This is a genomic window from Georgenia satyanarayanai, from assembly GCF_023715365.1.
GTDB lineage: Bacteria > Actinomycetota > Actinomycetes > Actinomycetales > Actinomycetaceae > Oceanitalea > Oceanitalea satyanarayanai_B.
In genome coordinates this window covers 23,620-36,982 of sequence record NZ_JAMBNZ010000006.1, presented here as the reverse complement: position 1 = coordinate 36,982, position 13,363 = coordinate 23,620, and the positions used below count along the sequence as shown (strand labels likewise).

At 68.4% G+C, this 13,363-nt stretch carries 12 protein-coding genes; 8 read left to right on the top strand and 4 right to left on the bottom strand.

Going from position 1 to position 13,363, the window contains the following annotated elements:
• Positions 1–47 precede the first annotated feature (47 nt).
• Complete coding sequence (dnaN, locus tag M3148_RS09160) at positions 48–1,175, bottom strand: DNA polymerase III subunit beta (protein WP_251304376.1); 1,128 nt, start codon at positions 1,173–1,175, stop codon at positions 48–50.
• Between the two features lie 528 nt (positions 1,176–1,703).
• Entirely contained in the window at positions 1,704–3,125 is a 1,422-nt protein-coding gene (gene dnaA / locus M3148_RS09155) for a chromosomal replication initiator protein DnaA (protein WP_251304375.1), read from the bottom strand.
• Positions 3,126–3,404: 279 nt separating this feature from the next.
• Here dnaA and rpmH point away from each other — a divergent pair, with 279 nt between their 5' ends.
• The 8 genes from rpmH to M3148_RS09115 all read left to right on the top strand — a co-directional run bounded on the left by rpmH (position 3,405) and on the right by M3148_RS09115 (position 10,987).
• A complete protein-coding gene (gene rpmH / locus M3148_RS09150; RefSeq protein ID WP_110853377.1) occupies positions 3,405–3,542 on the top strand; it encodes a 50S ribosomal protein L34 in 138 nt (45 codons plus the stop codon).
• Positions 3,543–3,545: 3 nt separating this feature from the next.
• Complete coding sequence (gene rnpA / locus M3148_RS09145) at positions 3,546–3,902, top strand: ribonuclease P protein component (RefSeq protein ID WP_251304374.1); 357 nt, start codon at positions 3,546–3,548, stop codon at positions 3,900–3,902.
• Positions 3,899–4,234 (top strand): membrane protein insertion efficiency factor YidD, encoded by a 336-nt coding sequence (gene yidD, locus M3148_RS09140; protein ID WP_251304373.1) that lies wholly within the window; start codon positions 3,899–3,901, stop codon positions 4,232–4,234. Before rnpA ends, yidD begins: the two co-directional genes overlap by 4 nt.
• A gap of 12 nt (positions 4,235–4,246) precedes the next feature.
• Positions 4,247–5,455, top strand: coding sequence for a membrane protein insertase YidC (gene yidC, locus M3148_RS09135; protein ID WP_251304372.1), 1,209 nt, complete (start codon positions 4,247–4,249; stop codon positions 5,453–5,455).
• A gap of 122 nt (positions 5,456–5,577) precedes the next feature.
• Entirely contained in the window at positions 5,578–6,075 is a 498-nt protein-coding gene (locus M3148_RS09130; protein ID WP_251304549.1) for a Jag family protein, read from the top strand.
• A 13-nt stretch (positions 6,076–6,088) separates the two neighbouring features.
• A complete protein-coding gene (rsmG, locus tag M3148_RS09125) occupies positions 6,089–6,739 on the top strand; it encodes a 16S rRNA (guanine(527)-N(7))-methyltransferase RsmG (RefSeq protein ID WP_251304371.1) in 651 nt (216 codons plus the stop codon).
• A 1,982-nt stretch (positions 6,740–8,721) separates the two neighbouring features.
• Positions 8,722–9,759, top strand: a complete 1,038-nt coding sequence (locus M3148_RS09120) for a ParA family protein (protein WP_440136913.1) — start codon at positions 8,722–8,724, stop codon at positions 9,757–9,759.
• Positions 9,752–10,987: a ParB/RepB/Spo0J family partition protein gene (locus M3148_RS09115; protein WP_251304370.1), complete on the top strand. Its 1,236-nt coding sequence runs from the start codon at positions 9,752–9,754 to the stop codon at positions 10,985–10,987. Before M3148_RS09120 ends, M3148_RS09115 begins: the two co-directional genes overlap by 8 nt.
• Positions 10,988–11,030: 43 nt before the next feature.
• Here M3148_RS09115 and M3148_RS09110 read toward each other — a convergent pair whose 3' ends face one another.
• Positions 11,031–12,008: a D-alanine--D-alanine ligase family protein gene (locus tag M3148_RS09110; RefSeq protein ID WP_251304369.1), complete on the bottom strand. Its 978-nt coding sequence runs from the start codon at positions 12,006–12,008 to the stop codon at positions 11,031–11,033.
• Positions 12,009–12,025: 17 nt separating this feature from the next.
• A complete protein-coding gene (locus M3148_RS09105) occupies positions 12,026–13,360 on the bottom strand; it encodes an aminotransferase-like domain-containing protein (RefSeq protein WP_251304368.1) in 1,335 nt (444 codons plus the stop codon).
• Between the last annotated feature and the right edge of the window lie 3 nt (positions 13,361–13,363).

Below are 13,363 nucleotides of genomic sequence, written 5' to 3'. Positions count from 1 at the left end.
GTCTGCTCCTCTCGTGGACGGCTGCTGCGAACGTACCCGGAGCGTGGCTAGCCGGCGAACCGGATGGGCATGAGGAGGTAGCGGAACTCGTGCTCGCTCTCCCCCTCGGCGCTGCCCTGACCGGTCATGACGGCCGGCTTGCTCGGGTGGGTGAAGGACAGACGCACGAAGTCGGTGGTCAGCGCCCCCAGGCCCTCGAGCAGGTAGTGCGGGTTGAAGGCGGTGACGATGTCCTCGCCGACGAGCGTGGCCTCGAGGACCTCCGAGGCCTGTGCGTCCTCGCCCTGGCCTGCCTCGAGGACTACCTGACCGTCGGAGAAGCTCAGGCGGATGGGGGTGTTGCGCTCAGCGACGAGGGAGACACGGCGGGCGGCCTCGACGAGGGCGGCTGTGGCGACGACGGCGTGGGTGGTCGTCTCGTCCGGGAAGAGACGACGCACGGGCGGGTAGTCACCCTCGACAAGCAGCGAGGTGGTCTGCCGGCCGCCAGCAGCGAAGCCGACGAGCGAGGCGGACTCGCCCCCGAGCGCGACGTCGACGCTGCCGGCGCTCGTGAGCGACTTGGCGACGTCGGAGAGCGTGCGTGCCCGGATGAGGGCGACGGAGGAGATCGAAGGGTCGCTCGGGTGCCAGCTGAGCTCACGCATCGCGAGGCGGTAGCGGTCGGTGGCCATGAGCGTGAGCTTCTCGCCCTCGATCTCGACCCGGACGCCGGTGAGCAGCGGCAGCGTCTCGTCGCGGCTCGCGGCGATGCTCACCTGGGCGACGGCCTCGGTGAGGACGTCGGCGTCGATGGTGCCGGAGAGCTCGGGCATCGCAGGGAGCGCCGGGTAGTCCTCCACCGGCATGGTGAGAAGTGTGAACCGGCTGGCGCCGCAGCGGAGCACGACCTTGGTGCCGTCCAGCGTGAGGTCCACGGGCTTGGCCGGGAGGGACTTGGCGATGTCGGCGAGGAGGCGGCCCGAGACGAGCACGACCCCGGCCTCCTCGACGGCCGCGGGGACCGCGGAGCGGGCCGAGACGTCGTAGTCGAAGGTCGACAGGGTGAGGGACCCCTCGCTGCTCGCCTCCAGGCGGACACCGGCGAGCACCGGGACCGGCGGGCGCGCGGGAAGGGAGCGAGCTGTCCAGGCGACGGCCTCGGCAAGGACGTCCCGTTCGACCCTGAGCTTCACGATTGTTGACCTCTCTCGGAGCATGACGGCGCAGCGCATGGTGCTGCGCACGGGAAACCTTACGCGAGTGCACCGACGCTCAGGACGAGAGTGGAGTTCCACCGCCCGGCCAGATCTTGTTATTCACAAGCGATCTTGAAGTGGGGTCTCGTCTTCGTCGTCGGTGGTGTGGACACTGTGGACATCTCACGTCCGTGCAGGTCACTGCGGGAGCCAGGCTGTGTGGGGCGGTGCTGGTGGTCCTGTGGAGGACGGGACGGGGCAGTGGATTGTTGTCATTGCTCCCGGCGTCATCCACCGACGGGGGATGGTCTGTCCACTGACAAGTTTCCACTGTCCACGTCAATCCACAGACTTGTCCACAGCTGTGCATTGGGCCGCGGGACACATTTCCTTCGTCGAGCGCCACCGCACGGCGCGCACAGGCCGGCGTTGCCGTCACGGCGTGCTCATCTGGTCGTGGGCAGCAGGAAGGGACCTGCACGACGACGTACCGCCGTCGTGCAGGTCCCAGACGCGTCGAGCGGCTCAGCCGCCGGTGCGGGCCTTCTGCTTGATCCGGTTGGTGAGCTCGGTGACCTGGTTGAAGGTCGAGCGCTTCTCCGCCATCTGCTCGCGGATCTTGCGGTTGGCATGCATGACCGTCGTGTGGTCGCGTCCGCCGAAGAGCTGGCCGATCTTCGGCAGGGACAGCTCGGTGAGCTCACGGCACAGGTACATGGCGATCTGCCGGGCGTTGACGAGGACGCGGGAGCGGTCGGCGCTGCACAGGGCGTCGATCGACACGGAGAAGTAGTCCGCGGTCTGGCCCATGATCAGCGTCGGGGTGATGTCCTCGCCGTCGGTGTCGGTGATGAAGTCCTTGAGGACCATGACGGCGAGCGACTCGTCGACCGGCTGGCGGTTGAGGTTGGCGAAGGCCGTGACGCGGATGAGTGCGCCTTCGAGCTCACGGATGTTCGTGGAGATCCGCGAGGCGATGTAGGAGAGGACGGCGTCCTCGATCTCGAGGTTCTCGTTGTTCGCCTTCTTGCGGAGGATGGCGATCCGGGTCTCGAGGTCGGGCGGCTGCACGTCGGTGAGCAGGCCCCACTCGAAGCGGGAACGCATCCGGTCCTCGAAGCCGTTGAGCTGCTTGGGCGCGAGGTCGGAGGTGATGACCACCTGCTTGTTCGCGTTGTGCAGCGTGTTGAAGGTGTGGAAGAACTCCTCCATCGTCTGTTCCTTGCCCTGCAGGAACTGGATGTCGTCGATGAGGAGGACGTCGACCTCTCGGTAACGACGCTGGAAGGCCTCGGCCTTGTCGTCGCGGATCGAGTTGATGAAGTCGTTGGTGAACTCCTCGGAGTTCACGTAGCGCACGCGCACGCTGGGGTCCAGGCTGCGGGCGTAGTGCCCGATGGCGTGGAGCAGATGGGTCTTGCCCAGTCCAGACCCGCCATAGATGAACAGCGGGTTGTAGGCGCGGGCCGGTGACTCGGCGACAGCGGTCGCGGCTGCGTGGGCGAAGCGGTTGCTCGAGCCGATGACGAAGGTCTCGAAGGTGTACTTCGGGTTGAGCCGCGCGGCGTCCGCCTCGGCGACCGCGGAGGCGCGGCGGGCAGCCGCGCGCGTCTCCTGGGGGGTGGGCGGGGTGGGGGCGTCGTCGGGGGTGTCGGCGCTGGGGACACGCGGCGACGTCTCCTCCAGGGTCGGGTCGACGGTGACGGCGAAGCGGACGGCCGAGCCGAATGCCTCGGTCAGCGCCTCGGTGAGGGCGACGCGGGCGCGGGTCTCGAGGAAGTCCTTGGCGAAGTCGCTGGGAACCGCGAGGAGGAGGGTGCCGTCCACAGCACCGAGGGGGCGGGTGAGGCGGATGAAGGCGCGCTGTGCGCCGCCGATGTCCCCGCTCTCGGTGAGGATGTCCACGGCACGTGCCCAGACGTCGGTGATGTCGTCGTTCTCGGGCACAGCGGTCCTCTCTAGCAGCGGGCAGAGCCACGAGTGTCGCACCTCGCCACGTGATCCACATAGATATCCACAGATGTGCAGAAGGGGCGTGAGGGACGGCATACTCAGGCGTTCGGACGTCGGATTGACCGGCGTTCTCCCGCTCGCGTATCGTGGCCAAGCCGTCCTGACGGCTCTTCCGTGGTGCCTTCGCACCGCTTCTGTCATGCGGAGGAGCGGCGCAGCCGCGGATCTGCTGCCCAGCCGCAGCGTAGACAACCGACGTTTTGGAGTACTGCCGTGAGCAAGCGGACTTACCAGCCGAACAACCGGAAGCGTGCCAAGGTGCACGGGTTCCGGCTGCGCATGCGCACGCGCGCCGGGCGCGCCATCCTGGGCGCCCGTCGTCGCAAGGGCCGCGAGAAGCTCTCGGCCTGAGTCGTGCTGCCGCCGCAGCACCGGATGCGTCGGGCGGAAGACTTCACCGACGCGGTGCGCGGTGGTGCTCGCAGCGGCACGAGCCGGCTCGTCGTCCACCTTCGGTCCGCCGAGAACGCCGCACCGGCAGCGCCGCGTGCGGGTCTCGTCGTGTCCAAGGCGGTCGGCAACGCGGTGGAGCGCAACCAGGTCAAGCGCCGGCTGCGCGGACTGCTCGCCTCCCGGATCAGCGCCCTGCACGACGGCGAGAAGCTCGTTGTGCGGGCGCTTCCGGCTGCCCGCGAGGCGTCGAGCTCGGCCCTCGGGGCGGACCTCGACACGGCCCTGAGCGGTGCACGCCGCCGCGGGACGCGACGATGAGTGCGCGCCTGAGCGGGCTCATGGGCCGCGGCCTCGCGCTGCTCGTGCGCGGCTACCAGCTCGTCGTCTCCCCCTGGTTCGGGCCGACGTGCCGCTACTATCCCTCGTGCTCCGCGTACGCGGTGACGTCCTTGCGACGACACGGTGCGGTACGCGGGCTCGCTCTCGCCGTCTGGCGACTGCTGCGCTGCAACCCCTGGAGCCGGGGCGGGGTCGACCACGTCCTGCACGCCGGCGAGCCGATGCCGTGGTCAAGACGCGACGCACGAGCACGTACCCTCGGTGTAGCTGCCGGTGGGGCGCGTGTGACCGACGCGCCGGAAGACTTCTAGGAGACGACCCGCATGGGTGCCTTTGACACGATCCTGTTCCCCATCAAGTGGGTCGTCGCGTGGATCCTCCACCTCTTCCACGAGCTGTGGACCTTCGTCGGCCTCGACCCCGCGAGCGGATGGACGTGGGCGCTGTCGATCGTCGGGCTGACGGTCCTCATGCGCATCTTCCTTATCCCGCTGTTCTTCAAGCAGATCAAGGCTTCTCGCGGCATGCAGGTCCTGCAACCCGAGCTCCAGAAGCTGCAGAAGAAGTACAAGGGCAAGAACGACCCTGCGTCGCGTCAGCAGATGCAGGCCGAGATGATGGCGCTCTACCAGAAGCACGGGACGAACCCGTTCGCCTCGTGCCTGCCGATCCTCGCGCAGTCTCCCATTTTCTTTGCCCTGTTCCGGGTGCTCTACTCGATGCCGCAGATCGCCGACGGCACCTACCGCGACGGGCAGCCGCTCGGGCCGATCGACCAGGCCGCGGCCACGCAGTTCCTCGACGCGACGCTGCTCGGGGCACGACTGTCGCAGTCCTTCCTCGGTGAGGGGGCGACGCTCAATGTCCGGATCCTCACGGCTGTGCTCATCGTCCTCATGTCGGTGACGACGTTCACCACGCAGCGGCAGCTGACGATGAAGAACATGCCGCAGAGCGCGCTGGACAACCCGATGGCCAAGCAGCAGCGCATGCTCATGTATCTGATGCCGCTGGTCTTCGCCTTCTCCGGCGTCTACTTCCCGGTCGGTGTGCTCATCTACTGGCTCACGACGAACCTGTGGACGATGGGCCAGCAGTTCTACACGATCCGGAAGATGCCGGCCGCGGGTTCCGAGGCCGAGAAGCGCTTCAAGGAGCGTGAGCGCAGCAAGCTTGAGCGCAAGGCCGCCCGCAAGGGCGTGCCGGTGGAGGAGCTTCTTCCCGAGCCGCCAGAGTCAGAGCGTCCGGTGCAGCGCGGCCAGCGCGTCCAGCCCAAGCGCAAGGACCGTCAGCGTCGCCCGGGCTCACCGGGAGCGCCGGGCTTCGAGGCGCAGACCGGGTCCAGTGCGGCGTCCCCCGACGACGCGGCCGAGGCCGAGGCCGAGACGGCGGAGACGCCGACGGCGGCTGGTGCGCCGAGCGACGGGAAGACGCCCCAACAGCGTGCTGCCGAGCGCCACGCGAAGCGAGCGGCCCAACGCCGGGCCGAGACCGAGCGCCGTGGCAAGGGCCCCGGCAAGCCGAGCAAGTAGAGACCCTGTTCAGTGCCCGGGGCGACGGGCCGAGAGAGAAGGATCAACCCGTGAGCGAGCAAGACGTGCAGGCCGACGACACGACGTCGGAGCAGGGCGCGAGGGCGGCTGAGACGACGTCTATCGAGCGCACCGCCGCGCCGACGAGCGTGAAGCGCCTCGAGGAGGAGGGCGAGATCGCCGCCGACTACCTCGAGGAGCTGCTCGACATCGCTGACCTGGACGGCGACATCGACCTCTCGATCGACCACGGCCGAGCTGCGGTAGAGATCGTCAACGAGGGCGGCTCTGACCGGGAGCTCCAGCGACTCGTGGGCAAGGACGGTGAGGCCCTCGACGCGCTCCAGGAGCTCACGCGGCTCGCGGTCCAGGCACGGACGGGCGAGCGCAGCCGGCTGATGCTCGACATCGCCGGCCACCGGCGCGGACGCCGCGCCGAGCTCACTGCCGTGGCACAGGAAGCCATCACGAAGGTCAAGTCGGGGGCCGGGAAGGTGTCGCTCGAGCCGATGAACCCTTTCGAGCGCAAGGTCGTCCACGACACTGTCGCTGCCGCCGGACTGATCAGCGACTCCGAGGGCGTCGAGCCGCACCGGCACGTCGTCATCTCCCAGGCGTGATCTTCACCTGTAGATGAGCACTTCCGAAGGCAGTCCGACTGTCGAGCGTGTTCCGGACTCGGCGATTAGTGTCTTCGGGGACTCGTGGCCGAAGCTGGAGCAGTTCGCCGCGATGCTCGTCGCCGAGGGGGAGCTTCGCGGACTGATCGGTCCCCGCGAGCTTCCCAGGCTGTGGACGCGCCACTTGCTCAACTCGAGTGCGGTCGCTCCGTTCGTGCCCGAGGGTGTGGCCTTCGCCGACATCGGTTCCGGCGCCGGCTTCCCTGGCATCGTTGTCGCAATTATGCGGCCGGATCTCGATGTTCACCTGATCGAGCCCATGGAGCGCCGTACGACCTGGCTCGAAGACGTCAGCCGCGAGCTCTCCCTCAGCAACGTCACAGTTGTACGGGCGCGCGCTGAGGAGCTGCACGGCGCCGCCGGCTATGACGCGGTCAGTGCGCGCGCGGTGGCGGCTCTCAAGAAGCTCGTCCCGTGGGTGGGACCGCTGATCGCACCCGGGGGTCGTCTCGTGGCGCTCAAGGGTGAACGAGCCGCGGCAGAGGTGATCGAGGCTGAGAAGATGCTGCGTAAACACGGGCTGAGGGCTACCTCTGTGCAGGAGGTCGTCGTGCCCGGAACTGACGAGCCGACGAGGATCGTAATAGCGGAACGCGTCGGCTGAGTCGCCGACGTACAACTTCCTGCTGACGGCACCTAGTTGTGGCGCTCGCTGTGCTGGAGTCTTTCGTTTCACGTGGAACGGCATTGTGGGTCGTGCGGCAGCGTGTCGCGCTTCCGGCATAGCCCGCATGCTGGCGATTCTCCGTGATGGTGAGCAACAGCGACCCCAAGCGCTGCTCGAAGCACCATCGACGCCGTCCGGAACGTCTGGATGACAGGGCAGCGAGTACCCGCCTCGAGCCTGCTCCGGCGCAGTCGAAACCGATCGCCTCTCGGGCCGACGTGTGTATGCCGCCGTGTTTCACGTGGAACGCTGTCTTACCAGTCGCTTCTGCCATCGTGGTCAGTGACACCCGCTCAGGTTCCGCGAGGCGGCGCTGCGTACGAGGACCGAGTACTTGCTGGCGACCGGGCGCGCTGCCCGGATGGTCTGGTGCGAGGTCCGACGATCGCCGGCTGACCGTCGCGCTAAGGCGAGCTCGCCAGGCTCTCTTGGGTTCCGGTACAGCTGACGGCGTTCTCGTTGTTTGCTCGCGATGCATCCGTACGGTCCGGCCCGCGTACTCCTTCCCCGGGAGCACCGGTTGCCAGTCGCGCGCTCCAGACATGTCATCTGCGCCGTTCCACGTGGAACAAGTTTCAACTCGTGAGCGCCTTCGTTCCAGCGAAGCAGGGGTGTCTATGGGGCGACGTCATAGGGGGTTCACCCTGCGCGAGTGTTCGGACGGGTCAAGCAGGTATGGGCGGCAGCGCGTGTGTATGCCGACACTGATGACGACTCGGTCCGATCCGGGTTGGGACGGTGTCCGCGCGTAATGCAGGTTGAGATCGCGAACGTAGGCGTCGGGGCGAAGCGCCACATTCACTTACGTGTCGCGTAGTAGTCCACATTGTGATGTCGGCCCAGGGTGGCGCACTCGCCCGCGGCGTCGTACGAAGGTCCTCCGCGAGCACAATGCCGCTTGCCACCGCGCGGAGATGGATAGACCGCACCCGTTGAGAGTCTGGGACGGCACGCATAAGTCCGCTTCATAGCAGAATCAAGCACATTGCGAGGGCAGATCGCAGGCGGCAGCCCACTAGCACAGGTCACCGAGAGGATGCCGACGGCTAGTCCGTCGCGCGCCAGCCGTTTCTGCGGTATGACGTGTAGTCGCAAGTGGTCGAAGGCCATTGCGCCGTCGTTTCACGTGAAACCACGCATCGGTCGAAAGTGGAGCGTTGTGAGGGCAGGACAGCGCGCGGCGCGCGGGTAACGCATCATCGTGACTCCCCAATAGTGTCTTGCCGTGTGGGCCGCTTAGCGTGTTTCACGTGAAACCCACACCGCATGATTTCTGTGCGCCCGGGAAGGCCGGGCAGCTATCCCCCTCGACGCCGCGGGCGTAGGCGACGTCACGGCGGGGAGCGGCGTCATGACGAGATGAAGGCTGATGTGCTGGCATAGTGCCGGGCAGGCCGCGCGTGGAAGAGCGCTCGCAGTGGCGGTGTGATGTCTGAGGGCAAGCACTCCTGGAGTTTCAACGCGAAATCCCGGCGCCGATTGACGGACGGGCCTCAGGCTACGTGCACCACCGCGCCAATTGCGAAGGATGTACGTCGTCGCGATAGAACGCTCGGACGGCCTGCCACAGACAGCTGGTCTGAAGCGGGCGAGAGTAGGTGTCCCGTAAGCCGGTCCCGGGGCTCCCAGGTGCCTGCCGGCTGCACCAGCCGCTGCTACTCGCGCGGCGTCCCCCGCAGCCTTCGTGTGACACTCCACCCTCAGTGACGCGGAAGTGCAACGGTGTTGCCTTCGGAAAGGCGCCGGAAGCTCTAGCGAGAGAAGCGGAAAGCTGCCCGCGGGCACGGCAACGTGTCGGTTTCACGTGAAACCGGGGGAGGGTGGCACTCATCCACAGGCGAGCGCGTCGGTGCACAGGGTCTCTGTCGGCACGGGATAGGCTACGAGCAGGCGCAACAACTGCGATTCGAGGGGTACGTGTGACGGAGTCGGACGACACGACCGTCACGGCAAACGGTGCCGTGACGAGCGACCAGCAGGACCACGGAGCACGGAACCTCCTGGGCGGGCTGGGCCATTTTGACGACTCCACGCCGCTGGCGGCTCAGCTGGCGGAGGATGCTCGAAGGAGGATCTCGCTGGAGGGGAAGACCTTCCCCCGCCCCGACCAGACCCGAATCCTCACCGTGGCGAACCAAAAGGGTGGCGTCGGTAAGACGACAACGACGGTGAACCTTGCTGCGGCTCTGGCGACGGGGGGCCTGCAGGTTCTCGTCATCGACAACGACCCGCAGGGCAATGCGTCCACAGCCCTGGGCATCGACCACCATGCCGGCACTCCATCGACCTACGACGTGCTTATCGACGACGTGCCGTTCGCGGAGGTCATTCAGCCCTGCCCGGACATCGAACGGCTCTTCTGCGCGCCGGCCACGATCGACCTGTCTGGCGCTGAGATCGAGCTCGTCTCCATGGTGGCGCGGGAGAACCGTCTGCGGAACGCCATCATGACACTGTTGGCGGGCCAAAGTGACGAGGAGCGGTACGACTACATCTTCATCGACTGCCCCCCGAGCCTCGGACTCCTCACAGTCAATGCCTTCGTCGCCGCGCGTGAGGTGCTCATCCCGATCCAGTCCGAGTACTACGCGCTCGAGGGGTTGAGCCAGCTGCTGCGCAACATCGAATTGATCCGTGGACACCTCAACCCTACGCTACATGTGTCGACAATCTTGCTTACGATGTTTGACAAGCGCACCAACCTGTCACGGCAGGTCGCGGACGAGGTCCATACGCACTTCCCTCAGCAGACCCTCGAGGTTCCGATCCCTAGGTCGGTGAGGATCTCCGAGGCCCCGTCGTACGGACAGACGGTCCTCACTTACGACCCGAGCTCTACCGGCGCCCTCGCCTACCGGGCCGCCGCCCAGGAGATCGCGTCGCGCGCCGAGACCGCGAGCACCCCCCCATCAGCACAGCCCAGCGAGGCGCACCGTACGGAGGATGTCCATGAGTGAGAAGCGACGCGGCCTTGGCAAGGGCCTCGGTGCGCTGATTCCGAACGCGCCCACAGAGGGCCGGCCGGTGGACGTCTTCTTCCCCGACCAGCGGACCGAGCGCAGCCCGAAGCCGGCCCCGGCGGCCGCAGCCGAGCCCCAGCCCGTAACCTCCGCGCCGGCCACCCGGCAGACGGGGGCCACCGGCGCAACGTCCACCAAGGCGGCCCCGAAGGCACGCAAGCGCGCCTCGATCCCCAAGGACACGGTCAAGCCGCGTCGCCAGGCGGCCTCGGACGTCCCGAGCGGCGCCACGCCGGCTCCGCCCGAGTCGCAGCCCGAGCGCGTCGTTCCCGAGGAGTCGGTGGCGCCGGCCGCGGCGAGGAGCGAGGACTCGCTCGTCCCGGTCCCGGGTGCCACCTTCGCCGAGATCGCGGTCGACGACGTCGTCGCTAACCGGCGGCAGCCGCGGCAGGTCTTCGACGAGGAGGAGCTCGAGGAGCTCGCCGCGTCCATCCGTGAGGTGGGCGTGCTCCAGCCCATCGTCGTGCGCGCCCTGCCCGAGGGCGAGGAGGCACGCTACGAGCTCATCATGGGTGAGCGGCGCTGGCGCGCGTCCCAGCTCGCCGGGCACACGACCGTCCCGGCCATCGTCCGGGAGGTCGAGGACGACGACCTCCTGCGTGACGCCCTGCTGGAGAACCTTCACCGGGCGCAGCTCAACCCCCTGGAGGAGGCGGCCGCCTACCAGCAGCTGCTCGAGGACTTCTCCTGCACCCACGAGGAGCTCGCCTCCCGAATTGCCCGCTCCCGGCCGCAGATCTCCAACACGCTGCGCCTGCTCAAGCTGCCTCCGCTCGTCCAGCGGAGGGTGGCTGCCGGGATCCTGTCGGCGGGTCATGCCCGTGCCCTCCTGGGCCTGTCCGACCCGGCCGCCATGGAGCGGCTGGCCCAGCGCATCGTCGCCGAGGGGCTGAGCGTCCGCACCACCGAGGAGATCGTCGCCCTCGGTGACGAGCCCACGGCACCGGAGATGCGCCGTCGTCCGCGGAGCGGCGCCCACGCCGCCGAGCTCAACGAGATCGCCACGCGTCTGTCGGACCGCTTCGACACCCGGGTGAAGATCGGCATGGGCCAGCGCAAGGGCAAGATCAACATCGAGTTCGCCAGCATCGAGGACCTCAACCGGATCCTCGACGTGCTCGCCCCCTCCGTGGAGCGACCGCGCCTCGACGACGCCGCCTCCTGAGCCACCGCCGCGTCCCCTCCTGAGCGGAGGGGACGCGAAGTTCTCAGGAGCGGGCAGCCGCGGTGCGGACGAGCTCGACGAGGAGCTCGGTGAAGCTCGGCCCGCCCTGCGCGGCCCAGGCCTGTGCCGCCTGCGGGTACAGCGAGGTCTCCGTCATCCCCGGGGCAACGTTCATGTCGAGGAACCAGGGCGTGCCCTCGGCGTCGACGACGAGGTCGGTCCGGGACAGGTCCCGCAGGCCCAGCGCCCGGTGGGCGGCCACAGCGGCGTCACAGGCCGCCCGCGTGGCCGCCGCGTCCAGGCGCGCGGGGACGAAGTACTCGGTGCGCCCGGCGTTGTAGCGCGCGTCGTAGTCGTAGGGACCGTCGGTGACGATCTCGACCGGCGGCAGCGCCACCGGTCCGTCCGCCGTCTCGACGACGGATACGGCCACCTCCGTCCCCACGACCGCCCGCTCCACGAGCGCGGCGTTGCCGTAGGAGAAGCAGGCGACCATGGCGTCGGGCAGGTCCTCGGCGCGCTCGACGACGGTGACGCCCAGCGCGGACCCGCCGTCCTCGGGCTTCACCACGAGAGGGAGCGCCAGCCCGGCAAGAACGGTGGACAGCACGGGGGCCGACCCGATCTCGTGGAACAGCCCGCGGGGCAGGGTGACGAAGGCGGGCGTGGCGACGCCGGCGGCCGCGACGATCGCCTTGGCGACCGGCTTGCGGGAGGCCAACCGGCACGGGCCGGAGGAGCTGCCCACGTAGGGGATGTCGAGGAGCTCGAGCAGCCCACGGATCGAGCCGTCCTCGCCGGTGGAGCCGTGGACGAGTGGGAGGACGACGTCGGGCCGGTTCTCCCGCAGGGTGGGCAGCAGCTCGGCGTCGAGGTCCCGTACCTCCACGGTGAGGCCGGCGTCCCGCAGGAGCTGGGCCACGCGGCGTCCCGAGCGCAGCGACACGTCACGCTCGTGGGACAGGCCGCCGGCAAGGACGAGGACGCGCGGGTCTGCAGGCACGGTCTCGGCAGTGGTCATGGTGGCTCCGCTCTGTGTCAGGCCTGGTCGGGGCTCGGGGTGTCGACGAGGTGCTCGCCCTGGTTACGGGTCCCGGCGGTCCCGAACATCTCGGTGAGCTCGAGCTCGGCTCGCACCACGCCCGCCAGGCGCCGCACACCCTCGCGGATGCGCTCCGGCGTCGGGTAGCAGAAGGACAACCGCATGTGGTCCGTGCCCTGGCCGTCGGCGTAGAACGCGGTGCCGGAGACGTAGGCGACAAGGTTGGTGACGGCGCGGGGCAGCATCGCCTTGGCGTCCAGACCCGGGGGCAGAGTCACCCAGGTGTAGAAGCCGCCGGTGGGGACGGTCCAGCGCGCCTCGGGCAGATACTCCGTGAGCGCCGACATCATGGAGTCGCCGCGGGTGCGGTACTCCTCGCGGAACTGCTTGACCTGCCCGTACCAGTCATAGCCCTCGAGGTAGGAGGTGATCGACAGCTGGCTGAACCGGGAGGGGGACAGGATGGCCGCCTCGCTCGCCAGGACGAGCTTCTCGCGGACCGCGTGCGGCGCAGCCGCCCAGCCCACGCGGTAGCCCGGTGCGAAGGTCTTGGAGAAGGAGCCGAGGTACACGACGCCGTCGGGGTTGTAGCTCTTGAGCGACGGCAGGGGGTCGCCGTCGAAGCCGAGCAGGCCGTAGGGGTTGTCCTCGAGGATGAGGACGCCGTAGCGGCGGCAGATCTCCACGACCTGCGGACGACGCTCCTCCGCGAGCGTGACACCGCCAGGGTTGTGGAAGTTCGGGACCGTGTAGAGCATCTTGACGCGCCGTCCCTCGGTGGCCAGGCGCCGGAGGGTCGACTCGAGCTCATCGGGGACCAGCCCGTGCTCGTCCATCGGCACGTGGACGATGTTGGCCTGGTAGGCGCGGAAGACGCCCAGCGCCCCCACGTAGCTGGGGGCCTCGGCGACGATGACGTCACCGGGGTCGATGAAGACCTCAGTCACGAGGTCGAGCGCCTGCTGCGACCCGGTGGTGACGACGACGTCGTCCGGATGCGCGTGGACGCGGTCGTAGCGCATCACCTCGACGATCTGCTCGCGCATGGCGACCTCGCCCTGGCCGCTGCCGTACTGCAGCGCCTCCGGCCCGCGATCGCGGAGCAGCTTGGCCGTCATGTCGGCGAGGAAGTCGATCGGCAGGCCAGAGATGTTCGGCATGCCCCCGGCCAGCGAGACGACCTCGGGGCGGCTGGCGACGGCGAAGAGCGCCCGGATCTCCGAGGATCGCATCCCGTGGGCGCGCTCCGCGTAGGAGTCGAACCACGGGTCCAGCCGTGTCCCGGCGGCCGCACGGCCCCCGCCGGGAGTCCGGGGCTCGGGGTTCGTCATGTG

Excerpts from the sequence above, each read along its gene's own strand:
- yidD (WP_251304373.1), top strand. The coding sequence starts at position 3,899 with ATGAGTGCGCGCCTGAGCGGGCTCATGGGCCGCGGCCTCGCGCTGCTC.
- yidC (WP_251304372.1), top strand. The coding sequence starts at position 4,247 with ATGGGTGCCTTTGACACGATCCTGTTCCCCATCAAGTGGGTCGTCGCG.
- rsmG (WP_251304371.1), top strand. The coding sequence starts at position 6,089 with ATGAGCACTTCCGAAGGCAGTCCGACTGTCGAGCGTGTTCCGGACTCG.
- M3148_RS09115 (WP_251304370.1), top strand. The coding sequence starts at position 9,752 with ATGAGTGAGAAGCGACGCGGCCTTGGCAAGGGCCTCGGTGCGCTGATT.
- M3148_RS09110 (WP_251304369.1), bottom strand. The coding sequence starts at position 12,008 with ATGACCACTGCCGAGACCGTGCCTGCAGACCCGCGCGTCCTCGTCCTT.
- M3148_RS09105 (WP_251304368.1), bottom strand. The coding sequence starts at position 13,360 with ATGACGAACCCCGAGCCCCGGACTCCCGGCGGGGGCCGTGCGGCCGCC.